This is a genomic window from Nonomuraea purpurea (assembly GCF_042650645.1).
GTDB classification, from domain to species: Bacteria; Actinomycetota; Actinomycetes; order Streptosporangiales; family Streptosporangiaceae; genus Nonomuraea; species Nonomuraea purpurea.
In genome coordinates, this window is the sequence record NZ_JBHSBI010000024.1 from 138,604 (window position 1) to 164,070 (window position 25,467).

The following is a 25,467-nucleotide window of genomic DNA, read 5'->3' on the forward strand; positions in this document are numbered from 1 at the left end:
ATCAAAGAGGCGCGCGGGCCTGATTCATGCTGGCCGGAACACCTACATTCTCTCAAGTACCTACTTTTTTGCCGGGTACTGACATAAATGTGAGTATGGGTCGGTGAAGGAGACGAAGAAGCGGACGTTCACCTGCGGTCTCGACGCTGCCATCGCCGTCATGGGAGGCAAGTGGAAGGGACTGATCCTTTTCGCGCTCCAGGATGGTCCCCTGCGCTTCGGGGCGTTGCGGCGCGCGGTGCCCGGCATCAGCGAGCGGGTGCTGATCCTGCAGTTGCGGGAGATGGAGACGACCGGGCTGCTGCATCGTGAGGTGTATCACCAGGTCCCGCCGAAGGTGGAGTACTCGCTCACCGAGTTCGGTCATGCACTCAACACCGCGATGGCGCCGCTCGGGGAGTGGGGCGAGGAGCACATCGAGCGCATCGAGGCCATCCCGTGGGACCAGGTGGGGTGAACGCGTCAGTCCACGACCCGCTCGGCGGCGAGCGGGGACGTTCCTTGCCCCTGGACCATGAGCTCGCTCCACAAAGGTGTGACGTCATCCACAGGCTGTGGGTTGTCATCGGCGGGCTGTTGTCGATGAGGCCGGACGGCGCATATTACCGGGCTGTCGGCGTTGTGGAGGTGTTTTCGAGGGTCTGGTGGCCATCACGTTATCCACAGACCGGATCGGTTATCCACAGGCTGTGGGTTGACGCGTGCGCTCGCGGAGCAGGAGCAGGGCGAGGGCAGGAAGGGCGGCCAGGGCGGTCATCACGATCACGGCCGAGGTGAGGTCGCCGGTCACCAGCATCGGGGTGATCAGGGCGGCGCCGATGGGCGGGGTGGCCTGCATCATCGTACGGAAGACACCGAAGACGCGACCCCGCTGGGACGCAGGGATACGTTCCATGCGCAATGACTGCGCCCAGACCGTCATGGGAGCGCTGAACGTCCCGATGAGCAGGAAGCCTGCGGCGACCGGGATCCAGTTCGGGGCCCCGAGCACCGCCAGGAACCCGGCCGCCGCCACCGACTCCACGGCGGCGATCGCGACCAGCCTGTCGATTCTGGGCCGCCAGGCACCCGCCGCGAGCCCACCCAGGAGCTCACCGACGGAAAGGGCGGCCATCAGGAGAGAAAGCGCGGCGCCGTCGCCCGGGAGCCGCTCTTTGGCCAGCCAGGGGGCGACGACCATGGTCAACGCGCCTTCGGCGATGTTGAAGGCCATGAACGCCAAGGTCGTGCCGACGAGCGCCTTGTCGCGAAGAACGGAGGACCGCAGCGGCGCACGCCGACGGGGCGTCCTCTCGTGCGGGAGCAGCGGATTGCGGATCAGAGCTGTGGTGATGGCGAAACACGCGTACGTGGCGGCATCCAGAGCCAGCACGTTGACCGGACCCAACATCCCCAAAAGAGGAGCCGCCAGGGCGAAGCCAATGATCCCCGACAACGAATAACTCACGGACTCCAGGGCGTTGGCCGCATCATGATCGCGCGGACCGACGAGGTCCGGAATGGCCGCGGGGACGGCAACCATCGGGATCATCTTCAACAGGCCATAGACGGCCGCGACAAGGAAGGGCAGCCATTCGGGAACGGTCGCCACCACCGCCATGAACGGGATGGAGGCCACGGCCAGGCCACGCAGCACGCTGTCGGCGATCAGAACGGCCCGCTTGCCGAAGCGGTCGAGCAGCGGCCCGGCCACCAGCCCGCCGACCAGGACGGGAGCCGTGGAGCACACCGCCAGAACGCCCAGCCTGGCGGTGCCGTCGGGCTGCGCCATGACGAGCTGGGCCAGGGCGATGAACGTCATGCTGTCGCCCATCACGGAGACGGACGCACCCGACCAGAGAAGGCGGAAGTCTCTCCTGGTGGTGAGCAGGGACAGGTACGACGACACGAAGGGTTCCTCAGGGGGTTGGTGAACGCCGGGCCAGACGAACGAGCGGACCGGCAGGCGAGGCATGGGGGAGATGTGCTGGTGCGCGGCGATGCATCAGGTGGCGAGGTGCTGCATGGCGTAGGAGCGCCATGGTCGCCACCGTTGGGAGTCCTCGGCGGTCAGGCCCAGGTGGCTGAGGCCCCGCTCTACGGCGGGATCCGTGGGGAGGAAGACGTCAGGGTCGCCGAGAGCTCGCAGGCGTATCCGCGCCACGGCTTCCCGTGACATCCCCGGGAGGGCGAGGAGGCCGCGTTCGGCCTGATCACGGTCGGCTTCTGGCCCGAGGTGGACGACTCCGGCGGCCAACGCCCTGGCCAGGGCGTTGGCCGGGGCGGGCGCGTCCGCGTTCACCAGGACGTCCATGCGGGGGAAGGCGTGCGTGACGCCGTCCGCCAGGAACGGTGGTGGTCCGGGCTCCGGCGGAACGGGGGTGCCGCAGGCGTGGATCAGGTGGGCGAGGAGGGCTCGGCCCGCGGTCGTTTCGTCGTTGACGAGCGCGCGGATCGCCATTTCTGCCGGGTCCACGTGGCCGGGCACTCGCCGGCCAGGGGTGGCGACGACCGCGGGTGCCAGGAGGGGGTCGCGGGTGAGGTGGTCGGTGATGTCGCGGGGGTCGGCGTCCAGATCGAGGAGGTGGCGGCAGCGGCGTACCGCTGGCGGGAGGTCTTTGAGGTCTGCCAGTCGCAGTTCACAGGAGACGTACGAGGGGCCAGGACGGAGGGTGGCGAGGCCGAGGCCGTGCGGGAGATTCAGGGCACGGCGGTAGAAATCGGGTCCCGCCTCCTCCAGGCCGGGGATCGATCGTGCGGCCAGGTACTCGAAGAGGTGCCGCAGGTCCAAGGGCGGGCGGTAGGTGAGACGGAGGTGGATGACGCCGGGCGGGCGGTGGGCGGCGGGGCGGGAGCCGCGCAGGGAGGTGGGCGTCGTGCTGTACACCTGGCGGAGGGTGTCGTTGAACTGGCGGATGGTGGAGAATCCGGCTGCGAACGCGATCTCGCCGGCCGGCAGGCTCGTGGTTTCCAGGAGGGTTCTGGCGTTGGCCGCGCGTTGGGCCCTGGCCAGCGCCTGGGGGCCCGCGCCCAGGTCGGCGATGAGCTGGCGGCGGAGTTGACGCTCGCTGTAGCCGAGCTTGGCCGCCAGGCCGGTGACGCCCTCGCGGTCCACCAGGCCGTCGGCGATCAGTTGCATCGCGCGGCCGGTCACGTCCGCGCGGACGTTCCATTCGGGGGAGCCGGGGGCGGTGTCGGGGCGGCAGCGCTTGCACGCCCGGAAGCCCGCCCCCATAGCGGCGGCGGACGACCGGAAGAAGCGGACGTTCTCGCGCTTGGGCAGGGCGGCCGGGCAGCTCGGGCGGCAGAAGATGCCCGTGGTCACGACGGCGACGAAGAAACGACCGTCGAAACGACCGTCTCGGCTTCTCAGCACGGCGTACGCGTCATCGTCGGAAAGCATGCGCCCTACTCTCCCGATTCGGCGCCCGGCCCCACTAGTGCTGATCGGACATCAAGGGTCCCCGGGTGGTCGCCGGTCAGGCCGGTTCGGCTCCGCAGGCGACGTCATGCCGTGGGCGCTGCCCGGTGACCAGGAATTTCGTCGTGAGATCGGTGGCGCACCGGTTGTCCAGGAACAGGTACGCCAGGTGCCCGCCCTGGTCGGCGGTCACCATGCGGGCCCGGTCGCCGAAGGCTTCGCGCAGCTTCCTGGCGCCGGCCAGGGGTGTCGCCGGGTCGCGGAGGTTCTGCAGGATGAGCACGTTCGAAGGCCCCCGGTCGGTGATCTTCATGGGCGGCTCGACCGGCTCGGACGGCCAGAACGCGCACGGCGTGATGTTGGCCCCGGCCGCGCCGAACATCGGGTGGCGGACCCGGTCGATCGCGACGTTGCGCTGGTAGGTCCGGATCGATTCCGGCCAGTCGGAGTCGTTGCAGATCACGTGCAGCTGACTAGACAGGTAGTTGTCCAGGTCGAAGGGATCGGTCGTCGGCGGATCGGGGAAGGGCTCGCCGGTGTCGAGCGCGCGCCAGACCTGGGCCAGCCACGGCATCCTCGCGTCGTAGTAGAGCTCGGCGAACGTGATGTGGCGGAAGAGCTTGCCGTTGAAGCCGTCCGGCCTCGGTGTCGCGTCCAGTCGCGCGGCGAGGTCGAAGTATTTCTCCTTCACCTGTGCCGGTGTCCGGCCAAGGCCGTATTCAGGACGTGCGGCGACGAACTTCGCGAAATCCGGGAACCGGTCCTCGACGCCCCGGCCGAACATCCGCGAGAACGCGGCGTCCCAGCCGCCGGGGCCCGTCGCGCTGTCGAGCATGAACCGGTCACTGCGGTGCGGGAACAGCGTCGTGTACACCGAACCGAGATAGGTGCCGTAGGACCTGCCGAAGTAGGACACCTTCGACTCCCCCAGCGCCTCCCGGATCCGGTCCATGTCGCGCGCGGTGTTCGCCGTGGTGATGTACGGCAGCATCGGCGCCGTCTTCGACGAGCCGCACTGCTTGGCGATGTCGGCCACGATCTTGGCGCGGGCCGCGACGTCGGCCGCGTTCAGCGCGTACTCCGGGATGTTGCTCGTCTTCTGCTCCGGCTTCAGCTCGCAGGTCACCGGGGTGCTGCGGCCGACACCACGCGGGTCGATCCCGATCACGTCATAGCTGTCCAGCACACTCTGCGGCAGCCCCATGCCGCGCAGCACGGCAGGGAAGGCCAGCCCGTCCCCGCCCGGCCCGCCGGTGTTGGTCAGCAGCACACCGCGCCGCTTTTCGGGGTTGGTGCTGGCCAGGCGCGAGATCGCGATCTCGATCGTCTGCCCGTCGGGGTTGCGGTAGTCCAGCGGTACGTCGAGCGTCGCGCACTCGAGCCCGGCCCCGGGGACGCCCTCCGGGCACTTGCCCCAGCTCAAGGTGTCCGCCGCTGACGCCCCCGCCGGGGTCGACGACACCACCATGGCGGCGGTGAGAGCGGTCATGACGAGTTTCCGCATTGAGGTCCCTCCTCAGGAGACGATGTCGAAACAGGTCATCGGCGCGGCTCCCAGCGGAAGATCCGGGCGGCCAGCGCGACGGCGACGATGACCCAGCTCAGGGTGGGTGCCAGGAGAATCAGGGAGTCGGTGACGGGAACGCCGCCGTTCCAGGCGTTGACGGCCAGTTCGGTGGCCGAGCCGCCGGGAAGCAGCCGTTTGAGCAGGGTGAGCTCCTCGGTGCCGGTGATCCCGACCCAGGACGCCACGGCGATGACGCCGAGGCTGATGGGCAGCGTGGTCACCTGGGCGTGCTCGGGGGAGTTCGTCACTCCCGCCGTGGCCAGTCCCAGGCTGAGCATCATGATCGTCGTCGAGAGGACGGCCGCCACCAGAAGGGGAATGTTGTCCGGCTCGCCCGTGACCACGGCCAGCACGGTCGTGATCGCGGCCACCTGGACCAGCGAGATGACGGTGACCGGGAGCAGCAGCCCGGACAGAATGCTCGTGTCGGTCGCCGCGGTGGAGCGCAGCCGCTTGAGGAAGAGGTTTTGCCGGCGTGAGGCCAGGGTGGTCACCGTGGTGGTGTACAGCCCGAACGCCCCGACGGTGAACATGATCACCGCCGCGATGTATCCGAGACTGCCCAGAGCCGCGAAGACTTCGTGCTGGTAGATGAAGAACGCGCTGACCACCACGGGCATGATGAGACTGGTGACCAGAACCAGCCGGTTCCTGAAGATCTGGATCAGCTCGCTGAGAGCGATCGAGAGCATGGCGAAGGTCCCTTTCTTGGCTGGGCTAGTCGGTGCCGAGGGCGCGGAAGACGTCGTCGAGCCGGGTCGGCCCGGCTTGGAGGTCCCGCAGCTCCACCGCGTGGTCCTGCGCCCACCGCAGCAGGGTGTGCAGGTCTTTCTGCAGGGCGAAGGTCTCGACGAGGTACGTTCCATCGCTTTCGCGCGTGGCCTGCAGCGGCACCCCCTGGACGGAGGCCGCGAGGGAGAAGCGGATGGCGGACGGCAGCGTCCGCGTCAGCTCGGAAACGGTGCCCTCCCGGTGGAAGGCGCCCTTGTGCATGAGCCCGATGCGGTCGGCGCGCTGCTGCGCCTCTTCCAGGTAGTGCGTGGTGAGAACGACGGTGGCGCCGTCTTCACGCAGCCTGTCCACGGTGTCCCACAGATCGTCCCTGGACTGGATGTCCAAGCCGGTGGTGGGCTCGTCCAGGAAGATCAGCTCAGGCATCCCGTACACGGCGGTGGCGAAGTCCAGACGCCGTTTCTCGCCGCCGGAGAGCTGGGACACCTTGACGCCGGCCTTGCGCGCCAGATCCACGACGCCGAGGACGCGTTCGACCGTGTCCATGCGCTGGCTGAGCTTCCCGATCAGCCGGACCGATTCCTTGACCGTCAGGTCGGGGGAGAACCCGCTCTCCTGCAGCATGATGCCCATCCGAGGACGCACGGCGCGCCTGTCGCGCGGGCTCTGCCCGAAGACCCGCACGGTGCCGGAGGTGGCCGTGCGGTGGCCCTCGATGATCTCCAGGGTCGAGGTCTTCCCCGCCCCGTTCGTGCCGAGCAGCGCGTAGAGCTCCCCGCGCTCCACCTGGAAGGACAGGTCTCTGACGGCGTGGAAGTCGCCGTAGGTGAGGTTCAGACGTTCAACGTCGATGACCGGTGTCGAGGACATGCTGCCGATCTCAGCAGCCGCGGCGCTCGCCGGGCAGTGTGACCACGTCATGACCTCGCCATGACATTTCTGGGGTGAACGCATGACGCGGTGTCACTGGCGCCTTCACGGGAACCGGAAGAATACTGGGCAGACTCTGCTGTTCGACCCTGGAGAAGCCACTCATGGACACGCTCGGCGTGACGACCCGGCGGCCGGGTGACGGCCGGTGAGGCCGGCGCGCACCGAGCGGACACGGGGACGGCTGCGCAGGCTCAATCTCGTCATGTTCCTCCCGCTGCTCGCCGCCGTGGGAGCGCTGCTGGTGGCGATCAATGCTCAGACCTGGTGGCAGGTCGTCGTCCTGGGGCTGGGCGTGGTCGCGAGTCTGGTGGCCTTCGAGCGGTGGGCGGCGCGCGACATCTCCCGCGTCGCGCTTCCCTGCCTGGTCGTCGCCGCGGCCGTCTGGGCCCTCGGAGCGCTGGTGATGGACGGCAACTCGGCGTACTACGGCCTTTCGCTCGTGGGCTCCCTGGCCATCCCCCAACTCCGGCGCCACCGAGGCTGGGCGGCCGTGGGGCTGACCGTCTACGTCGCCGCGATCGGCGCGGCGAGGCTGCTGGTGACACAGCAGGACGTCGTCGGCGTTGTGATCGCATACGTCATCATCCCCACGGGCGTCACCGCGACGCTGATCGGCCTCATGTTCCCCAACCAGAGGTTCTACGGCATCGTCGCGGAGCTGGAGGAGGCCAGGGAACGCGAGGCGGAGCTGGCCGTCGCCCGGGAACGTATACGTTTCGCCAGCGATCTGCACGACATCCAGGGCCACACACTCCACGTGGTGAAACTGAAGATCGCACTGGCCCAGAAGCTGGTGCACACCGACGCCGAACGGGTGGAACAGGAACTACGCGAGGTGCACGCCCTGGTCAGCGACACCATCACCCAGACCAAGCAGCTCGCCTCCGCGCAGCGGCGCCTGAACCTGTCCGCTGAGCTGGAGAACGCGAAGAATCTCTTCGAGGCCGCGGGCATCCGCGTGCGCGTCGACCGCGAGGCCGACGTCGACGCCCACGCGGGCGAGCTGCTCGGCCAGGTCCTGCGGGAGACGACGACCAACATCCTGCGGCACGCGCAGGCCCGGCAGGTGCGCATCACCCTGTCGGAGTCGGGCATCACCATCGTCAACGACGGCGCGCAAGACACCCCGCTCCCCGAGCTGCGAGGGCTCGCCACCCTCAGGGAACGCGTGGCGGACAACGGAGGCGAGCTCACGGTGGAGCAGAAGGACGGGCGTTTCCTGACGGCCGCGGCATTCCCGCACGGCCGTTCCGAAGCGTGGAAGGGGGATCGATGACCACTGTGGTGCTCGCCGACGACGAGGCCCTCCTCCGCAAGGCCCTGGCGTCGTTGCTCCCGCTCGAGGGCGATATCACGGTGCTCGCAGAAGCGGAGGACGGCGAGTCGGCCGTGCATGCCACCCTGCGGCACCGGCCCGACGTGCTCGTCATCGACCTGGAGATGCCCGGCGTGGACGGACTCGGCGCCGTCGCGGAGATCCGCCGTACACGCCCGGACCAGGTGATCCTCATGCTGACCCGCCACGCCAGGCCCGGGGTGCTGCGCAAGGCGCTGAAGCTCGGAGTCCAGGGCTTCGTCAGCAAGTCCGCCGAGCCGGCGCACATCGTCTCGGTCATCACGACCCTGCACGGGGGTAAACGCTGGATCGACCCGGACGTCTCCGCCCTCGCCGTCGTCGACGACTGCCCGCTCACCGACCGCGAGATCGACGTCCTGCGGGCGACCAGCGAAGGCTACTCGGCCGCCGACATCGCCGCCCAACTCCACCTGGCGGAGGGCACGGTCCGCAACTACCTGTCGAATGCGATGCAGAAGACCCAGACCAGAACCCGGCACGAAGCGGCCCGGTACGCGCGTGAACACGACTGGCTGTAACGGGCGCCACGGATTCCGAATCAGCCGCCCGTGATCACTTTGCCGTCTGCTGGGAGGCCGCGATCCCGGTGAGGATGCGGCGCAACCCGTAGGAGAACTGTTCGGCCGGGCTCAGGTCGGCGGACTGGGTCATGCGCGAGACCTGGGGATATGCGCCGCTCTCGATGACCTTGCGCATGTAGGGGGCGACGTCGGCACGCCACTCGTCCTCGGTCTGACCGGTGCGCCGCCGGGTCTCCTTCTCGGCGAGCTCGCGCATGACCGCGCCGCGCACGTAGTCCCTGATCAGCCCGACGGCCGAGCCCGCGTCGGCGATGTCGGAGGTCAGCGGGGCGGCCGCGGTGAGGGCGTGCTCCAGGCCGCGCAGCCAGTTGGGGCCGAGCGATGGCCGGGTCGCCAGCAGCGGGGCGAGCCAGGTGTGCCGCAGCCACAGCTCGCGCTCGTGGTGGGCGTACGCCTCGAGGTCGGCACGCCAGTCTCCCGTCAGCGGCGCGTGGTCGTCCTGCACCGCGTCGGCCATGAGGTCGAGCAGGTCGTCGCGGCTGTCCACGTAGCGGTAGAGCGAGGTCGTACCGGTCGACAGCTCGGCGGCGACGCGGCGCATCGACAGCGCGTCGAGCCCTTCGGCGTCGGCGATGGCGACGGACGCGTCCACGATGCGCTCCACGCTCAGGGCCTGCCTTTTCGGCCGGTACGGCTCGCGCTCCCAGACAATCGGCATGGACGGGAGTCTACAGAAGTGGATACAGTGTTCCCATGAATGGGCACACTGTATCCACAGATGTTCTGATCGCCGGCGGCGGATCCGTCGGACTGATGCTCGCGGTGCTGTTGCGCCACCACGGCGTCAAGCCCCTCGTCGTCGAGGAGAAGCCGGAGCTGTCGCACCACCCCAGGGCCAACGGCATCGGGCTGCGGTCGGTGGAGATCCTGCGCGAGGTCGGCCTGGAGCAAGCGGTCAACGAGGCCGCGGTCGACCTGCGGGCGGGGAAGATCAGGGGGCGCACGCTCGCCGAGGCCGACTTCACCGAAGGCGTGGCGTGGAAGACGAGAGGCGCGGCCGAGTTCACCTACACGCCGGCCCGGATCCGCGGCACCTGCGCACAGAACCGGTTCGACCGCGTGCTGATCACCAAGGCGGGCGACGTGGAGTTCGGCGTGGCGCTTGACTCGTTCGAGCAGGATCCCGACGGCGTCACGGCGACCCTGTCCGACGGGCGTGTCGTGCGGGCGCGCTATCTGGTGGCGGCAGACGGTGTGCGCAGCCGGGTTCGGCAGATCCTCGGCCTCGGCCTCACCGGTCCCGGTGTGATCGGTCAGGAGACGACCAGCGTCCTGTTCGGCGCTGATCTGCGTCCGCGCGAGCCGTTCGCGATGTGCGACATCGAGCATCCGGACGCGACCGGTCTGCTGGTGACCGTCGACGGCGAACGCGAGTGGGTCTTCCTCACCCGCCTCGACACAGAGCCGACTCCGGAGCTCATCCGCACCGCGCTCGGCGACCCGTCGATCGAGGTGGAGATCCGCAGCGTGCTGACGTTCCGGGGGCGCGGCCAGGTGGCCGATCGCCTCTCCGTCGGGCGGGTCTTCCTGGTGGGCGACGCGGCGCACGCCATCCCCCCGCTGGGCGCCTTCGGGCTGAACGCCGGCATCGCCGACGCGCACAATCTGGCGTGGAAGCTCGCGCACGTGCTGCGCGGTGAGGCCGGGCCCGAGCTGCTGGAGACTTATCACGCGGAGCGCCATCCGGTGGCCCTCATGACGATGGAGCAGGCGCGCCTGCGGTTCAACGATCCGTCCCTGCACTGGGGGAAGGACATGGCGCAGGCGCGCAAGGCGGCGGGGGCGATCAACGCGCCGGTGGTGCACATGGGCTACCGGTACGGCGGCGCGGAGCTCCCCTCCACCGAGGACGTCGCCCTCGACCTCGATGGGTCGCCGGGATCCCGCCTGCCGCACATGTGGGTGGCCGACGGGGTGTCCACGCTGGATCTCGTCGGATCGCAGTGGTGCGTACTCACGGCCGATCCCGGCGTGGAGGCCGACGTTCCGGTGCACGTCGTGGACGGCTGGCCGTACGGGACGGTGCTGGTCCGCCCTGACGGCTTCGTGAGCCGTTCGTACGGCTAGGGGGCTCGATCCGGCTCCACCCCCACAGCCCGATCAGCGGCCCGAGCAGGTCTCCGACCACGAACACCAGGCCCCACGCCGCTCAGGAGACCGCCACCGACACCCGGGGCAGCACCCCGACGGCGAACGCGGCCACCGCCCCGACGAAGCCAGGCCGCGGGGACGTGCCCGAGGGCTCCCGCCAGCACCCGGCCCACGGACGGATCGTCCATGACCAGCGAGTAGATGAGCCCGGTGACGAACCCGCAAGTCTTACCTGAGCCCCAGTCTCCTGAGCTGTTGTGCCCTGGCGCCCGCGTCCCCCGGCAGGCCGCGCTCGGCGAGCCGGGCGGCCACCTGCTCCTGGAACTCCGCCGGCTTCTTGTCGTCGTACTTGAACTTCGCCCGAACCTCCGCCACCTCCAGCCGCAGCCCCCTGATCCCCGGCAACATCCGGTGGTAGGGCCCCTCGCCGGCGGCCATCACGCCGTGCCCGCCCTCCGGCTGGTGGTGGGCCAGTTGCCTGCGCAGGATCTCGGCCTTGGCCTCCTTGTCGTCCACGATCTCCGCCCGGCAGGTGAGCTGGACCGTGGCGTAGTAACTGGTCGGCACGCCCTCGTCGGGGGAGTCGGAGCGCCAAGTGCCGGGGATGAACGCGTAGTCGTCGTGCACGCTGACCACCACGGCCGGGTTGGCCTCCAGGGCGGCCCAGATCGGGTTGGGCCTGGCCAGGTGGAGCATGATCTCCCGATCTCCGTCGAACACGAAATGCGTCGGCACCACCATCGGCGGCCCGCCGTTCACGCCGTTGGCCGCCAGCTGGCCGAAGTCGTGCGTGACCAGCCAGTTTCGCCACTCGTGTTCGTCGCGGGCCGCGTCCCATGGGTGGATGAGCATCGCAAACCTCTTTGTATTAGTACATAATAGACTTTGTGTCAGAAAGATATCCGATAGCTGGTGGGACGGCCAGTGAGATAGCGGGCGGCATCGAGGTCGCCGTGTCGTCAGGACGGCTGCGACCAGGCACGATGCTTCCCCCGGTACGCGAGGCCGCCACCCAGGCGGGGGTCAGCCCGGGGACGGCGGCGGCCGCGTACCGGCTGCTGCGCGAGCGCGGCATCGTGGAGACCGCGGGACGCCGGGGCACCCGGGTCAGGCCGCGACCCGCCAGCACCGTTCGCGAGGAGATCCGCGTCGAGGTGCCGGCGGGCGTACGCGACCTGTCCAGGGGCAACCCCGACCCCGCCCTGCTGCCGCCCCTGCACGAGGCCCTCGCCGCCGCGGCCCGCGCCCACGAGGAACGTCCCGCCATGTACGGGACGGGCGACGACGACGAACTGCTCGCCCTGGCCGCCGAACGCCTGCGCGCCGACGGCGTCCCCGAAGCTCCCCTGGCGGTGACCTCGGCCACCCTCAGCGCGGTCGAACGCGTCCTTCTCGCCCGCCTGCGGCCCGGCGACGCGATCGCCGTCGAGGACCCGGGCTGGACGTCCCTGCTCGACCTGGTCACCGCGCTCGGCCTGCGCGCGGTGCCCATGCGGGTGGACGACGACGGGCCGCTGCCCGGAGACCTCGACCGGGCCCTGCGGTCAGGGGTCCGGGCCGTGGTGATCACCGCCCGTGCCCAGAACCCGACCGGCGCCGTCGTGTCGGCCGCACGGGCGGGGGAGTTGCGGGCGCTGCTGGCGGCGTACCCGGAGGTGCTGCTCGTCGAGGACGATCACGGCGACGGCTTCGTCGACCTGCCGCTGACCCCGCTGGCGGGGGCCACCCAGCACTGGGTGCTGGTCCGGTCGACGGCCAAGGCGTACGGGCCCGACCTGCGGCTCGCCGTGGTCACCGGCGACCCGATCACGATGGACCGGCTGCGGGGGCGGCAGCGGATCTCCGCGGGCTGGGTCAGCCATCTGCTGCAGCGGGCGGTGGCTCACCTGTGGCGTACGGACGCGGTCGACACCCGAGCCGTCGCCTCGGCGTACGCGCGGCGCCGCGACGGCCTGGTGGCGGCGCTGGCCGAACGCGGCGTCCCCGCTTACGGACGCAGCGGGCTCAACGTCTGGATCCCCGTCGCCGACGAGGCCGCCGCCGTCACCCGCCTGCTGGCCAGGGGGTGGGCCGCGGCGCCGGGGGCCCGCAACCGCATCGCCTCGCCGCCCGCCCTCCGCGTCACCATCTCCACCCTGAGAGAGAACGACCTCCCGGCCCTGGCCACCGACCTCGCCACCGCCCTCCACCCCCCGACCACCGGCCGTTACGGCTGATCGCCCCCTCACGATTCTGGAGCGATCATGATTCACGTGAAACCATGCGGACAATCACTCGGCATCGGCATAATGACGGCCGATGCCGAAATTTCCGGAATATGCGGCGGCGATCGCTCCCATCATCGACGCGGCCCACATCAACCTGCACGCCGCCGCCCGCAGAGCGACCATTGAGCTGGCCGACACGTCAGGCATCACCCCCGGCCCCCTGATCGACCTCCGTTACACCCTCCCCCAACGCCCCCTGACCCGCCACGACCTGGCCACGATCTACCGCTACGGCGCCCCGTCCGGCATCCAGGACCACCTCGACGAGGGCACCCTGACGGAGAACGACGGCGAACTGCGGCTGACGCGCAAGGGCCTGGAGTTCGTGGACGCCCTGTACACCCTGCACGCCACCGCAGCGGCCCGCATCTGGACGAACGACGTCCCCTGGCTGGCGGAGACCATCGGCAAACTGCTGGCCACGGCCGACCGCGTCCCCGGCGGCGCCCTGGAGCTGATGGCCCCGCCCTACGAACCGGAATGGGCCACACCGGGCCTGCTGCTGTTCAACAGGCTCGCCGCCCTCCGCTACCACCGGGCGGACGCGCACGCCGCGGCCTGGCAGGCGCAGGGCCTGTCGGCAGCCGAGATCGTCGTGCTGCGCGACGGCCCCCTGCACGCCCGCATCGAGGCGGACACCAACCGGCGGGCCGCCACGCCGTACCGGATCCTGTCCGAGCACGAGCGGCAGACCCTTCACGACGGCCTGCTGAAACTCGTTTAGAGCGCCGCGAGCAGGTGGCGCACCTGCGTGCGGTCGTTCACACCGAGCTTGTCGTAGGCGGCCTGAAGATGGTTGGCCGCCGTCCGCGTGGACAGCGTCAGCCGGTCGGCGATCTGCCGGTTCGTCAGCCCGGCCGCTGCGAGCTGGACGATCTCCCGCTGACGCGGCGTGAGCTCGGGCGTGGCCAGCTCGACCAGCGCGGGAGTGGAGACCCCCGGGCAGCGTTTGGCCAGCGCCCACGCTCGGGTCTGCGCGCCCCTGGCCAGGGTGCCGCGCCCGGCGCTGCGGTAGGCGGCCGACTCCTGGGCGTTGGCCTCCGCCGCGTAAAGGATCAGGCCCGTCCGCTCGAACTCGCCCGCCACCGCCCGCAACTCGTCGGGGTCGCCGATGGCCCGCGCGTGCCGGGCGAGCAGCGCGACCAGCGGCCCCTCCAGCTCGGCCAGGCGCTCTGCGGGGGCCCCGAGCCGGACCAGATCATGCAGCGCGAACGCCAGCGGCCCGAACAACTCGTGCTCCTCCGCGTGCGCCGCCGCCGACAGGCACAGGCGCACCGCCTCGGCCACGTCGCCGCCCGCCGCCGCCACCCACACGGCGGCCTGCAGCACGTGCTGGCGGGTGAACGCCCACCGAGCCGCCAACTTCTCGGCCTCGGCCAGCGCCTCCTGGGCCGGCGCCGTCCTGCCCAGCAGCGCCAGCGCGTGCGCCTGCTCGGCCAGGACCCGCCCCCGGTACGGCTCGCCGGACGGCAACCGCGCCAGGTCGTCCGCACACCAGCGCACGGCCCCCGCCGCGTCGCCGCGTAACCTGCTGACCATCGCCCGGTACGCCCCGAATCCCGACAACTCGGTCGAGGGCAGCTCCATGCCCTGCTCGGCGGTCCGCGCCGCCGCGTCGAGCCGCCCGGAGAACACCTGCGCCGCGCACCTGGCGTCCAGGAACGCGGGGAACGCGTGCGGCGCCTCGTCCTTCCAGCTCTCCAAGCCGGGCAGGGCACGTTCGGCACGTCCCGAGTAGGCGTCGATCCACGCCTCCATGGAGTCCGCGTGCGCCGCGCCCCGCACCGTCATCGGTCCGCACGAGCGCGCCCGTTCCAGCGCCCGCCGCGCCTCGGTCAGCCGTCCGGCCAAGCAGTCGGCCACGCACCTGTAGAGGTAGGTCTCCTGCCGCCAGGCGGGATCGGTCAGCGTCGCCGAGGCCACGTCGAGCACCCGGCACGCCTCCGCGTCCGCGCCCGCCCACGCCAGGTTGACGCCCAGGCTGCAGGCGTGCCGCGCACGCTCACCCTCGGTGACGGCATCGCGCGCCGCCAGCCGCAGCGTCGTCAGCGCGGAACCGGCGTCCCCGAGCACCATGAGCACCTCGCCGAGCAGCGCGACCGCCGCCACGCCCGCCCCCGCGTCGATCGCCGCCTCGGCCAGGCGGGCGGCCAGCCGAGGATCCTGCCTGCCCCAGGCCAGCTTCGCGGCCGTCAGGAGCGTCTCGGGGTCGGTGTCGGCGCCGCTGTCCAGCCGCCACACGGCCGCGCGCAGCACGTCCTCGCGCCGCCGCAGGCCGCTGGCCTCCAGCGCCTCAGCCAGCACCCGCCGCATCCGGCGTGCCCGCAACGTGCCGCAGTCACCCCGTACGACCTCGCCGTAGAGGGGGTGGCCGAGCCTCAGGAGCTCGCGCCGGCCCTCGCTCTCGGCCACGGCCAGGCCGCGGGCCTCGACACGCTCGACCGCGCGCGCCGAGGTCAGCGACACCAGCAGCTCGGCCCCGAGCGGCTCCCCGAACGCCACCAGCTCCAGCACCTCGCGCTCCTCCTGGTCCAGGTGCCCGATCCTGGCGCCGACCAGCTCACGCAGCCGGGTGGTCATGGACAGCTCGCCCTGCCAGCTCCACCGCCCGCCCCGCTCGGCCAGGCTCCCGTCACCGCGTCCCGCGTGCACGAGTTCGCGCAGGTAGAGCACGTTCCCGCCGCTCACCCGCGCCAGCCGCCGGACAGTGCGCGCCGCCACCTCGCCGCCGAGCACCCCCGCGAGCACCTGCCCGACCTCGTCCTCGGCCAGCGGCGGCAGCTCGATCCTGGCCAGCAGCTCGTCCTTCCACAGCGCCGCCACCGGCGCCGGCTGCGTCTTCCCCGAACGCACCGTCACCAGCACCCGAGCCGTCCCGCTGCCGGCCAGGTAGTGCACCAGCGCCGCCGAGGCCGCGTCGAGCCGGTGCGCGTCGTCCACGCTCACCAGCAGCTCGCCCCCGGACGCGCTGCCGCGCACGTGGCGGGCGGCCCAGCGCAGCAGATTCTCGCCACCCCGGGGCGGCCCCGTCAGCACATGCGCGAACGCGCCGAAGGGGATCGTCGACGCGGTCTCCGTGCCCAGCGCCCGTACGACGGCGTACCCGTCCAGCTCGGCCAGCGCCTGCGCCGCCAGCCTGCTCTTGCCCACCCCCGCTTCCCCGGAGATCATCATGCCGGCCCGCGACCGCAGCGCCTCGCGCACGGTCCTGAGTGGTCCCCCTCGCCCGACGAACGGCCAACCGCTCCCCTGCTCGCCCATCGTGCCTCCTTTCACCAGCCATCGTGGTGACGGAGGTTCGCGGGAGGTTCAGGCCGGATCGTGCCCCAGCCCGGCCGCGGCCATCAGCAGATCGACGACCGCCTCGGCGCCGCTGAACGGCACCGGCTCGCCCCCCACCTCTTCGAGCAGCCCGCGAAGCTGGCCGCCGGACTGCTCGGGCTCGACCAGCCGGACGATCACCGTTCTCATCGGCTCACCATCTCGCCGGACGGTTCAGGTCTGGTTCAGGTGGCCCGTCACACGGGATAGGGGGCCGGCTCGACCTCCAGTTCGCGCATGCGCTCGGCGTACAGGTGGTAGCGCCTGCGCGCGTCGCCGCGGCGGCCCGCCAGGTCGAGCACCCGCACCAGGCCCAGGTGGGCGCGTTCGTCGTAGCTGTCACGTTCCAGCAGCCGCAGCCAGTAACGCGCGGCCTCGTCGTAGCGCCGCTCGTCCGTCCTGGCCGCGGCGAGCCTGGCCGCCGCCTGCACGTACGCCAGTCTGGCCTGCTCGCGCAGCCCCACGGTCCAGTCGGCGTAGGGGTCCTCCTCGCAGAACTCCCCGCCGTACGCGCTCTCGGCCGCCGCCCACCGCTCCAGGGCCTCGGCCGTCCGTCCTGCTTGGTCGAGCCGGACGGCCCCCGCCACCAGATCCAGAAATTTCTCGACATCGACGTCGACGTTCGACAGATCCAGCCGCAGCGTCCCCTCGTCCGAGACCACCACGTCGTCGGCGGGCCGCTCGTGCCCCGGATCGAGCACCGCCCGCAGCGTGGACACCATCACGTTCAGCCGCCGCAGCCCGACCGCCTGGTTCTCCTGCTCCGGCCAGAGGATCTCGACCAGGCGCTCCCTGGCGATCCCGCTCCCCCTCCTGCTGACCAGGATCTTCAGCAGGTCGCGGGCCTTGCGCGACTGCCAGGCCGTACGCGGCACCGGCACGGATCCGCGCAGCACCCGGAACGTTCCCATCGTCTCGACCACCACGTGCGCTCCCGGCGCGGGGGCGGCCCTGGCGAGCAGCGCGTCGATCCGGTCGTCCAGCGCCCGGCAGCCGATGGCGTGCATGCGCTCGCGCACCCGGCCCGCCCGCTCCCCGCCCGTCCCGGGGTCGGCCAGGGCGGCTCCGACCAGCTCGGCCCTGGCCCGGCCGATCGGGTCGCCGACCATCGTCCACCTGCGCACCGCCTCCTCGGCCAGCCCGGCGTCGCCGTCCAGCTCGGCCCGCAATTCGGCGATCGCGGCCTGGGCGGCGTGGTTCCTGCGGTCCACCGCGACGGGTTCGGCCTGGTCGAGCAGCGCCCTGGCGTCGTCGAACCGCCCGGACGCCAGGGCCACGCGAGCCGCCACGACCCGCGCGCTCACCCCCGCGATGCCGTCGACGTGCTGGAGCGCCTGGGCGGCGACACGGGTCGCCTCCGCGGGGTCCTCGCCGGCGAGCAGGCCGGCGAGGCCGTTGAGCGCGATGGACGACGACTGCACCTCGCCCGACGGCGCCGCCTCGGCGATCACCCGCCGGTACAGCGCCTCCGCGGCCCCGCGTTCGCCGCGCAGAGCGTGGATCGCGGCCAGCCGGTTCAGCCCCGCGCCCGTCAGCCGCGAGCCCATCGCCTCCCACCGCGCGGCCGCGTCGGCAGCCTCGGCGGCGGCCTCCTCCAGACGGCCGAGCCCCATCAGGGCGGTCGAGCGGTTGGCGGCGTTCAGGGCGGCGTAGGGGGCGAACGGCACCAGATCGGACAGCCGGACCGCGATCTCCGTCTCGGCCAGGGCCTCGGCGTAGGCCCCCTCGTCCAGGTAGCGGGAGGCCCGGTTGGCGCGGATGCGGATGAGCTGCACCATGTCGCCCGCCCGTTCCGCGTACTCCAGAGCCCGCAGGTAATGGGCGTCGTTGGCGCGGCGGTCGCCGTCGAGAGCGGCGAGCATGGCCAGCACCGTGTAGGCCATCGCGAGCGCGCTCGGGTCACCGAGGTCGCCGGCCTGCTCAAGCGCCTTGTCAGCCAGGTCGGCGCAGCCCGCCCTGTCGCCCCGCATCCACAACACCGACGCCATGGACGCCGCGCACATGGCGGCGTCGGCGCCCGGCAGGCCGAACTCGTGGCCCCGTGCGTACATGGCCATGGCCGCGTCGAGATCGCCGCGCATGTAGTCGATGAAACCGAGCCGCCTGGCCACGAACGCGTCGAACGACGGACCCGCGGCGGCCTGGGCCAGCAGCTCGCGGGCACGGTTCCAGTGACCCCGGTTGAGCTCGGAAATTCCGGCCAGTTTGAGCATCGCGGGTGCGAACCTGGCCGCCTTGGGTAGCAGCTCAAGCGCGGCGATCACGTCACCGCGTTCGGCCAGGCGCAGGCCGTGCGCGTCGAGAAGAGAGGCGGCGAGTGCGGGGTGGGCGGTCGCGACCGCCGCGCGCAGGGCCAGCTCGGGCTGGTCGTGCCCGACATACCAACGGGCGGCGACGGCAGCCACGTCATGGGCCTCGTGCCGGTCCAGCGGGGCATTCCTGGCCAGCACGTGCGCGCTCGTCTGCGTCAGACGATGGCCGTCACGGCCGGCTTCGAGGAACAGGCCGCGGCTGGTCAGCGAGTCGAGCGTGTCGGGCGGAGCCCCGAGCGCGGCGGCCAGGCCGCCGGTCAGCACCGGCAGGACGGTGGCGGCCCGCAGCAGCTCCCGCATGGTCGCCGGCAGGTCCTTGAAAGCCTCCAGCGTGAGGCGTTCGAGCGTGGCGGAGTTCGCGGCCAGCCCGGCCGCCGTACGCGGCCAGGTGGCGGGGTCCTCGCGGGCCAGCGCGTCCAACGCCGCCTGCACGGCGGCCGGCCAGCCGCCGCACGCGCGGTGCAGGGAGTCGGCGATGGCCGCGCCGCGCTCGCCCAGCCGGTCGCGGGCCCAGGCCGAGGTCTCGTCGGGGGTGAGCGCCAGGTCGGTCGCGTCGAAGTCGAGCACCTCGTGGTCCTGCCGCAGCCGGGCCGTCGGGAACGGCAGCGGCGCCCGCGAGGCGGTCACCAGGTGCAGATGCCGGGGCGCGGCGCGGACCAGCGTCTCCACGTACCGCACCGAGCCCTGCGCGTCCGCGATCGCGTCCATGCCGTCGAAGACCAGGGCAAGAGAACGCCGCAACCGCCTGGACAGCGCCTCGGCCAGCGCGCCCGCCAGCGCCGCCGCCCTCGTCAGCTCGTCGGCGTCGGGACCGAGCGGCGCCCCGGCCGCCGTGACCAGATCGGCGGGCAACCCGGAGACCGCCACGGACAGCCCCGCCGCCACCGCACCCGCCAGCGTGGGAAGATCACGATCAGCGGGCCCGAGCCGGTGCAGCACCGCACCGACGGCCTGACTCCAACCGGCCAGAACGGTCGACTTCCCATAGCCGGTAATGGCCACGAGCGAGGTGAGCCTGTGCGTAAGCGCCCCGTCGAGCCGCCGGTCGAGGGCGGGACGGGGCCGCACCCACCCTCGTTCCACCCCCGCATGCTACGCCCGCTGTCGCGAGCGACTCCAGAGTTCGAAAACTGCCACCTCCCGGTAACAGACCCGGAGGCGCACTATGGTCGTACTTCCAACAGGAGGCACCGTGGAACAGGATCTGCCCGGCGGGGTGAGGCTGATCGTGGGGGTCGACGAATCCCCTGCCTCACGCTGGGCTCTGGCCTGGGCCATCGGGGCGGCCAGGCTGCACCGGATGGCCCTGGTCGCCGTGCACGTCAGCCGAGCGCCCGTCCACCCGTTCCCCGAGGCGCTGCCCGTGCAGACCGCCGTCAGAACGAGCGAGGAGGCACGCTGCGGTGAGGTGATCACCGGCGTGTTCGAGGACGTGGCGGGCGGAGTACCCGACGATCTCACGACAGCGCTGGTCGCCAGGGTGGGCGACCCCGGCTACCACCTCGTGGACCTGGCCCGCGAGGGCGACCTGCTGGTGCTCGGACGGGGGCGGCGCGGGCTGCTCAGCCGCATCTTCCTGCCCTCGACCAGCATGTACTGCGCCCGGCACGCCAGGACCACGGTCGTGATCGTGCAGCAGCCGACGCCGCCCGACGACCCGGAGATGTCAGGGGCGCGGAGCCGCCGCTTCTGGACCCGCCGACATCCGTGATCTCAGCATGCGCAGCCCCTCGGGGAGGTCGTCCGTCGTGATCGCGCCGTAGCCCAGGACCAGGCGGCCCGTGCTGCTCACCACGCTCGTGCTCGGCGGGGGCACGCTCGGGTGGCTGCTGCTCGGGGGTGTGTTCGCGGCGGCCGGGGTCGCGATGGCGCCGGCCGTCCGGTGGGCGGGCGCGCGGCTCAATGGCCGTGATCGTGGGTAGCCGACGGCGACAGGACGGCCGTGGCGGTGAAGTCGGCCGTCCGGACCGTGTCGTCGTGCCGGAAGTCGAAGAACAGCCGGTAGTCGCCGCCACTGGGCACCTCGGCGTGGAACGTGATCTCCGGCCCCGCCTTCTCGCTCGCCTCCGGATGCACGTGCAGGTAGGTCAGGTCGTCGGCGCGTAACGCCACCAGATGACCAAAATCCCCCAGATATGGCTGCAGATCGGACAGCGGCTTACCGCTCTTGTTCACCGTCAGCGTGAGCTTGCTCGTGTGCCCGGGCACCAGGTTGCCGGCGAGGTTGACGGTGTACTCGCCGATGGTGGACGTACGGCTGACATGGGGTAACGGCTCCGGCTGATAGTCACCGCCCGCGGCCTGCAGGTCCGCGCCGAGCGTCAGGTTCTCGCCACCCTTGGGAGTGAAGTCGGCGAAGGCGCGGTACGGGCCCGCCTTCGGGAGCGTCAGCTTGGCCGACCAGGTGCCGTCGCGGGTCATCTCCGGATGTACATGCTGGAAACTCGTCAGATCCCGCGAGACCACGATGAAGTGCAGCTTCTTCTCGTGTTCGACCTTGTAATCGACGACCGGCTTGCCGCCCGGGCCCGTCACGGTGAACTTGAAGTCGGTGGGCCGGCCGGTGGGGGTCGAGGCGGTGAGCGGGTTGAGCGTGTAGCCGTTCTGCGACACTTGGAGCCCCCCGAGGGTGTTGCCTTGTGCTTGCTGGTGCTGCGTGGCGGTGCTCACGACCGGCCGGATGAATCGACGATGCTCATGACGGCCTCCTCAGATCCACTTCCCACGTTCAGATACGGCCGGCTTGTGATCAACGTTCACCATGACCCCGTCCATCAGGGGAGCCGCGCCTGCTTGAAGACGACCGGGGAGGGAGCCGTCCGCACAGCCTCGACCTGGAAGAAAACCTCATTGCGCGCACCGACGGGATGTTTGGCATGATCGGAATGTTGAGCAATAGGAGCACCAAGAGCAGCCCACCCCTGAGTCGACCTGGAGGTCACTCACGGGAGAGGCTGCACAAAAGATGAGATCAGGGGGATTCATTCGGATGTTGTCCAAGATCGGACGGGTATAGCACTCCTAGCTGGGGCTGAACACTCGTCCTTCGCTCGTTCTGCGCACATTCCACGCATCTGGTCCGTGCGCAGCACAGGGACCGCAGCCATCCCTTGCTAGGCTGCATGTCAACCGTTGGGTCTCACCCCGGCAGGTGAGACCGTCGAAGAAGTGGGGTCACACCGTGAAGAAGCTGCTCGTTCTGGCGCTGATCGCCCTCGGGGGGTTGCTGATCTGGCGCAAGGTGCAGGCCGACCGCGCAGAGCTCGATCTCTGGACCGAGGCGACCGGCACCGAGAACTAACCGACGGCGAGGCGATGAGTGACGTCGTCCCCATCAAGCTGGTGTGCCTGGACCTGGCAGGCACGACAGTCGGTGACATCGCCATGGTCGAGCGCGCCTTCGCCGAGGCGATCGCGACCCAGGGCATAGTGCCCGGGACCGGAGCGTACGCGCGTGCCATGGTTCACGTGCACCGGTCCCGGGGCCGCCCCAAGATCGATGTCTTCCGCGGGCTCTTCCCGGGGAACGAAGCCCAGGCACAAGCGGCGAACCTGACGTTCGAGCGCTCTTACGAGGGCGCCCTGGAGCGCGCAGGTCTCGTCCCCGTGCCCGGAGTCCTCGAGGTCCTCGACAAACTCCGCGGCACCGGCATCAAACTCGCCCTGATCACCGCCTTCAGCCGCGTCACCCTGAGCCGCGTCCTGAGCGTCCTGGGCTGGCACGACAAGATCGACCTGGCCATCTCCCCAGAGGACGCCGGCGGCCGCGGCCGCCCCTGGCCCGACATGGTGCTCCACGCGGTACTCCGGCTCGGAGTCGAGGACGTACGACAGGTGGCCGTCATCGGAGACTCCGAAAGCGACATGCTCTGCGGCAAACGCTCCGGCGCCTCGATCGTGGCCGGCGTAATGACCGGCGTCCACAGCCGAGAACGCCTCCTCAAGGGCGGCGCCACCCACATCCTCGACTCGATCGCCGACTTCCCGAGCCTGGTTCTAAGCGACGACCTCGGGACGACGCAGATAGCTTCGTCGGCCCGGTAAGCTATCTTCGTCGAAGGGGCCTTAGCTCAGTTGGCAGAGCGCCTGCTTTGCAAGCAGGAAGTCAGGAGTTCGAATCTCCTAGGCTCCACCTCGTGAAACGCCCCGCAACCGATCTCGGTGCGGGGCGTTCGTGCCATTAGGCTTTTGGCGATCTTCTGTTGTTCTGCTTCCACGCGGGCGCTCAGCGCGTCGGCGATTCGCTGGTCGAGTGAGATACGTGTCGGTCGACGGAGACGTCCAGGCGCAGGAGCGTGGGCTCTATCTGCCGATTTACGTGGACTGGAGAGCGAAGAACGGATCGGGCATCGCGTACTTTCGGCGTCCGCCCAGCGATGACTACCTGATCCAAACCGCTGCGGGGGACCTCGGAAGACCGACCCGCGACCTGGGGGACGGCTGGTGGTGGGTGGAGTGAGCCTCAGAGCCGGCAGTAGAGCACGGTGGCATCGTCGTGGGCCTTGCTTCGTGGCCACCGGGAGCCGTCTGGGTCGGTGCGTTCGGCCTCACGTATCTGGTTGATCAGTTCGTCCGGGTCGCCGGTAGCCAGGATGTCCATGAGTTGTCGCCAGGTGGCGAGCTGGAACAGGTCGACGAGTCGTGATGCTCCGTCGCTGAGCAGTGCCGCGGCCTTTACGGAGTTGATCGGCACGCTTCCTGTGAGGGCGTGCTCGGCTGCCAGCGGGTCGGCGGAGGCAACCCAGTAACCGCCTTGCTTGTTCCGGCGCTGGAGCAGGGCTTCTTGGAACTGGTGTCGCTCCTTCCCGTCCGCCATGGAAGGGGAGGGGTGGTAGGTGATGTGTGTCCGCAGGTCCGCCGCGACGTCGTCCAGGCGTTCGTCAGTGATCACGATCGGTTCTGGGGTGTCGCTCATGTCCAGTACGAGCACCGAATCGGACAGAACCAGCCACTCCAGAGCGGTGTTCGTGCGGCGAAGCGCGACCACAGTTGCCGAGGGTGATCCCGGATGTGCGAGGTCGCAGGTCGACGAGTGGAGTGACGCCACGGCCTTGATGCTCTGGGCCAGCGCGTCGTTCAACGAGCCGTCCTCGGTCCCGAGCGTGCTGAGCAAGGTAGCGCCGAGCGTGCGCGCGTACCAGGCCACGCTGTGACGGCATCCCGTCTCAAGTTCGGGAGGGTAGCCGGCACCGTCCAGGACGACCACGCCGCCAGGGATGGCACCGGCGAAGTCCTCGTTGGCGCGGTCGGCGCTGGCTGCTTGCGTGGCGAGGGCCAGGCGCACGATCGTCACCTCTCCTCGTGCCGGTAGAGAGGGCTGGCCAACTCGACGCTGACCGGTTCCCCGGTGGCCGGGTCATACTCGACGGCGACGACCGTCGAGAATCGATGATCGTGCACCTGTCCCCAGAGCGTGGCCGTCTCGTTGGCGAGGAGTTGGATCACGCCAAGCGAACCACTGGGGTGGATGCCGGCAATGGCGAGGAACGAACCCTTGCCGTCCGGACGGGGGAGTCGCCCCAGGTAGGCGGAGTCGTGGGCCTGCTGAGGATAAGTTTGAGAGCCCGACCGGTACACCTTGCCCGTCCGCGTGTCGCGGAGAAGCCAACCTTTCTCGTCCCTGTCCCAGCCGATGACCGGGTCGCGACCGTACGCCTCTCGCATGGCCGGGGACATCCGCGGACCACAGATGACGAGCAAGCCCGACCTGTTCAGATCTATCTCGCCGTCAACGGTGACGTTGTCGGTGGAGATCTGGAGACCGTACGTGCGGGCCAAGTCCTCCAGTCTCTTTCCGGAGCGCATGTCGTCCAGCGCCACGACGGACCGGCCGGTCTCGACGTCGAGCCGTAGTGGTGTCACCACGATCACCGAGCCCTCTCCGAGGAACGCGCCTTCGGGAGCCGGACCGGTGTGCCGGATCTGGTGGATACGCCCTCGGGTCAGGCCGGCTTCCTTGGCGATCTGGGCATATGAGAGCCCTTGGGCGTGCAGGTCTTGGATCACTCTCCGCCGTAGCCGGGATAGCTCGGTGACTTCGTCTTGGGCGGCGTTGAGGCGTTCGGTTGCGACCCTTAGCAGTTGGAACGGGTCTTCTATCGCGGCTATGCGCTCAACGTCACTTGGCGGCATCGATCCCCCTTTGATCACTTAGGGCGAGTCTAGGCCCCTAGACAGTATGTCGTCTATCCCCCTAGACAGTATGCTTTCGAGTGATTCGCCGGATTTTGAGCTGACCGCGCGAATGGCGGATCGCCGGTTGGGCGCACCCCGCGGGCTCACCGCGCCAGCCCGGTAAGCAGGTCAGCCCACTGTAGGCGAGCTTCTGAGAGCCGTACACGGTGAGTCTCGGTAACTACGTTCTCGTCTCCCTGGACGACACGCCGAACGAAGCCCTGGCCGCCGGACTGGCAGAGTTCGTAATAGAGGGTGCGGCAGTCGCACGTCCAGGCGATCACTCGGCATCGACCGTCGTCGCGAGGGACCAGCCATTCAAGTCGCACGCACGCCATCTGCGGTAGCGGCAGGTGAGGCGCCAGGCAGGAGGTCATCTGCATGACGCTTTCCGCGATCCGGTGTCGAGCGCGGCCCACACGGTCCTGCCGCGATCATCGCCCCAGACGCCCCAGTCGACCGCCAGGCTGGAGACCAGAAGGAGCCCGCGGCCGCCTTCGCTCTGGGGGCAATCCTTGAAGACCTTGGGGGAGGACGGGCCGCCCTCGTCGAGGACGCCGAGCCAAATACGATCTGGATGACCTTGGACGCTCACCAGGAAGCGGCCCCCGAACCGTCCGCTGGCGGTGTGGCGTAGTACCGGTAGGCCACTGGCGAGGTGTCTGCTGGTGCAGGTCCTTTTCCAGTGGCCCCCGGCCCGAACCCGCCGTGCACCTTTCAATGCAGCGGGCT

General features: G+C 70.2%; 24 protein-coding genes and 1 tRNA gene. 12 read left to right on the forward strand and 13 right to left on the reverse strand.

Going from position 1 to position 25,467, the window contains the following annotated elements:
* Positions 1-103: 103 nt before the first annotated feature.
* Positions 104-457: a winged helix-turn-helix transcriptional regulator gene (locus tag ACFOY2_RS37470; RefSeq protein ID WP_379532853.1), complete on the forward strand. Its 354-nt coding sequence runs from the start codon at positions 104-106 to the stop codon at positions 455-457.
* 219 nt (positions 458-676) lie between these two features.
* On the opposite strand, the gene ACFOY2_RS37475 is transcribed toward ACFOY2_RS37470, so the two are convergent.
* From ACFOY2_RS37475 to ACFOY2_RS37495, 5 genes are all read right to left on the reverse strand, one after another.
* A complete protein-coding gene (locus tag ACFOY2_RS37475) occupies positions 677-1,888 on the reverse strand; it encodes an MFS transporter (protein WP_379532854.1) in 1,212 nt (403 codons plus the stop codon).
* A gap of 96 nt (positions 1,889-1,984) precedes the next feature.
* Positions 1,985-3,382 carry a DNA-3-methyladenine glycosylase 2 family protein gene (locus ACFOY2_RS37480; protein ID WP_379532855.1) on the reverse strand — a complete coding sequence of 466 codons (1,398 nt, stop codon included), beginning with the start codon at positions 3,380-3,382 and terminating at the stop codon, positions 1,985-1,987.
* A 76-nt stretch (positions 3,383-3,458) separates the two neighbouring features.
* Entirely contained in the window at positions 3,459-4,904 is a 1,446-nt protein-coding gene (locus tag ACFOY2_RS37485; RefSeq protein WP_379532856.1) for an alpha/beta hydrolase, read from the reverse strand.
* Between the two features lie 35 nt (positions 4,905-4,939).
* Positions 4,940-5,659 (reverse strand): ABC transporter permease, encoded by a 720-nt coding sequence (locus ACFOY2_RS37490; protein ID WP_379532857.1) that lies wholly within the window; start codon positions 5,657-5,659, stop codon positions 4,940-4,942.
* 25 nt (positions 5,660-5,684) lie between these two features.
* Complete coding sequence (locus ACFOY2_RS37495; RefSeq protein WP_379532858.1) at positions 5,685-6,569, reverse strand: ABC transporter ATP-binding protein; 885 nt, start codon at positions 6,567-6,569, stop codon at positions 5,685-5,687.
* Between the two features lie 265 nt (positions 6,570-6,834).
* Between ACFOY2_RS37495 and ACFOY2_RS37500 the strand changes: the two genes are divergently transcribed.
* Together ACFOY2_RS37500 and ACFOY2_RS37505 are read left to right on the forward strand one after the other, a co-directional pair.
* Positions 6,835-7,908, forward strand: coding sequence for a sensor histidine kinase (locus tag ACFOY2_RS37500; protein WP_379532880.1), 1,074 nt, complete (start codon positions 6,835-6,837; stop codon positions 7,906-7,908).
* Positions 7,905-8,507 (forward strand): response regulator transcription factor, encoded by a 603-nt coding sequence (locus ACFOY2_RS37505; protein ID WP_379532859.1) that lies wholly within the window; start codon positions 7,905-7,907, stop codon positions 8,505-8,507. Before ACFOY2_RS37500 ends, ACFOY2_RS37505 begins: the two co-directional genes overlap by 4 nt.
* A 34-nt stretch (positions 8,508-8,541) precedes the next feature.
* On the opposite strand, the gene ACFOY2_RS37510 is transcribed toward ACFOY2_RS37505, so the two are convergent.
* Complete coding sequence (locus tag ACFOY2_RS37510; protein ID WP_379532860.1) at positions 8,542-9,228, reverse strand: TetR/AcrR family transcriptional regulator; 687 nt, start codon at positions 9,226-9,228, stop codon at positions 8,542-8,544.
* 35 nt (positions 9,229-9,263) lie between these two features.
* Here ACFOY2_RS37510 and ACFOY2_RS37515 point away from each other — a divergent pair, with 35 nt between their 5' ends.
* Positions 9,264-10,637 carry an FAD-dependent monooxygenase gene (locus ACFOY2_RS37515; protein ID WP_379532861.1) on the forward strand — a complete coding sequence of 458 codons (1,374 nt, stop codon included), beginning with the start codon at positions 9,264-9,266 and terminating at the stop codon, positions 10,635-10,637.
* A gap of 252 nt (positions 10,638-10,889) precedes the next feature.
* Here the strand turns inward: ACFOY2_RS37515 and ACFOY2_RS37520 are convergent, their stop codons facing one another.
* On the reverse strand, positions 10,890-11,513 hold the full coding sequence (locus tag ACFOY2_RS37520) for an FMN-binding negative transcriptional regulator (RefSeq protein ID WP_379532862.1): 624 nt from the start codon (positions 11,511-11,513) through the stop codon (positions 10,890-10,892).
* Positions 11,514-11,548: 35 nt separating this feature from the next.
* Between ACFOY2_RS37520 and ACFOY2_RS37525 the strand changes: the two genes are divergently transcribed.
* Positions 11,549-12,877: an aminotransferase class I/II-fold pyridoxal phosphate-dependent enzyme gene (locus ACFOY2_RS37525; protein WP_379532863.1), complete on the forward strand. Its 1,329-nt coding sequence runs from the start codon at positions 11,549-11,551 to the stop codon at positions 12,875-12,877.
* A gap of 82 nt (positions 12,878-12,959) precedes the next feature.
* Positions 12,960-13,652 (forward strand): hypothetical protein, encoded by a 693-nt coding sequence (locus ACFOY2_RS37530; protein WP_379532864.1) that lies wholly within the window; start codon positions 12,960-12,962, stop codon positions 13,650-13,652.
* Here the strand turns inward: ACFOY2_RS37530 and ACFOY2_RS37535 are convergent.
* From ACFOY2_RS37535 to ACFOY2_RS37545, 3 genes are read right to left on the reverse strand one after another with little or no spacing between them, the layout of a single operon-like run.
* Positions 13,649-16,189, reverse strand: a complete 2,541-nt coding sequence (locus ACFOY2_RS37535; RefSeq protein WP_379532865.1) for a LuxR C-terminal-related transcriptional regulator — start codon at positions 16,187-16,189, stop codon at positions 13,649-13,651. The genes ACFOY2_RS37530 and ACFOY2_RS37535 overlap by 4 nt on opposite strands.
* Positions 16,190-16,237: 48 nt before the next feature.
* Positions 16,238-16,399, reverse strand: a complete 162-nt coding sequence (locus tag ACFOY2_RS37540; protein ID WP_379532866.1) for a hypothetical protein — start codon at positions 16,397-16,399, stop codon at positions 16,238-16,240.
* A 47-nt stretch (positions 16,400-16,446) separates the two neighbouring features.
* Positions 16,447-19,644 (reverse strand): BTAD domain-containing putative transcriptional regulator, encoded by a 3,198-nt coding sequence (locus ACFOY2_RS37545; RefSeq protein WP_379532867.1) that lies wholly within the window; start codon positions 19,642-19,644, stop codon positions 16,447-16,449.
* A 109-nt stretch (positions 19,645-19,753) separates the two neighbouring features.
* Here ACFOY2_RS37545 and ACFOY2_RS37550 point away from each other — a divergent pair, with 109 nt between their 5' ends.
* Complete coding sequence (locus ACFOY2_RS37550) at positions 19,754-20,272, forward strand: universal stress protein (protein WP_379532868.1); 519 nt, start codon at positions 19,754-19,756, stop codon at positions 20,270-20,272.
* 70 nt (positions 20,273-20,342) lie between these two features.
* Positions 20,343-20,483: a hypothetical protein gene (locus ACFOY2_RS37555; protein ID WP_379532869.1), complete on the forward strand. Its 141-nt coding sequence runs from the start codon at positions 20,343-20,345 to the stop codon at positions 20,481-20,483.
* Here ACFOY2_RS37555 and ACFOY2_RS37560 read toward each other — a convergent pair.
* The gene (locus ACFOY2_RS37560) at positions 20,461-21,231 is read right to left on the reverse strand and encodes a hypothetical protein (protein ID WP_379532870.1); all 771 of its coding nucleotides are present in this window, start codon (positions 21,229-21,231) and stop codon (positions 20,461-20,463) included. The genes ACFOY2_RS37555 and ACFOY2_RS37560 overlap by 23 nt on opposite strands.
* A 511-nt stretch (positions 21,232-21,742) precedes the next feature.
* Between ACFOY2_RS37560 and ACFOY2_RS37565 the strand changes: the two genes are divergently transcribed.
* The 4 genes from ACFOY2_RS37565 (at position 21,743) to ACFOY2_RS37580 (ending at position 23,020) form a co-directional block, all read left to right on the forward strand.
* Entirely contained in the window at positions 21,743-21,862 is a 120-nt protein-coding gene (locus tag ACFOY2_RS37565; RefSeq protein WP_218154143.1) for a DLW-39 family protein, read from the forward strand.
* 14 nt (positions 21,863-21,876) lie between these two features.
* A complete protein-coding gene (locus ACFOY2_RS37570) occupies positions 21,877-22,605 on the forward strand; it encodes an HAD family hydrolase (RefSeq protein WP_379532871.1) in 729 nt (242 codons plus the stop codon).
* Between the two features lie 15 nt (positions 22,606-22,620).
* Positions 22,621-22,693: transfer RNA gene (locus tag ACFOY2_RS37575), tRNA-Ala, on the forward strand.
* A 129-nt stretch (positions 22,694-22,822) separates the two neighbouring features.
* Positions 22,823-23,020, forward strand: coding sequence for a hypothetical protein (locus tag ACFOY2_RS37580; RefSeq protein ID WP_379532872.1), 198 nt, complete (start codon positions 22,823-22,825; stop codon positions 23,018-23,020).
* 3 nt (positions 23,021-23,023) lie between these two features.
* Here the strand turns inward: ACFOY2_RS37580 and ACFOY2_RS37585 are convergent, their stop codons facing one another.
* Positions 23,024-23,854, reverse strand: a complete 831-nt coding sequence (locus ACFOY2_RS37585; protein ID WP_379532873.1) for an integrase — start codon at positions 23,852-23,854, stop codon at positions 23,024-23,026.
* Positions 23,851-24,711 carry a sigma factor-like helix-turn-helix DNA-binding protein gene (locus ACFOY2_RS37590; RefSeq protein ID WP_379532874.1) on the reverse strand — a complete coding sequence of 287 codons (861 nt, stop codon included), beginning with the start codon at positions 24,709-24,711 and terminating at the stop codon, positions 23,851-23,853. The genes ACFOY2_RS37585 and ACFOY2_RS37590 overlap by 4 nt, the downstream gene beginning before the upstream one ends.
* Positions 24,712-25,467 lie beyond the last annotated feature (756 nt).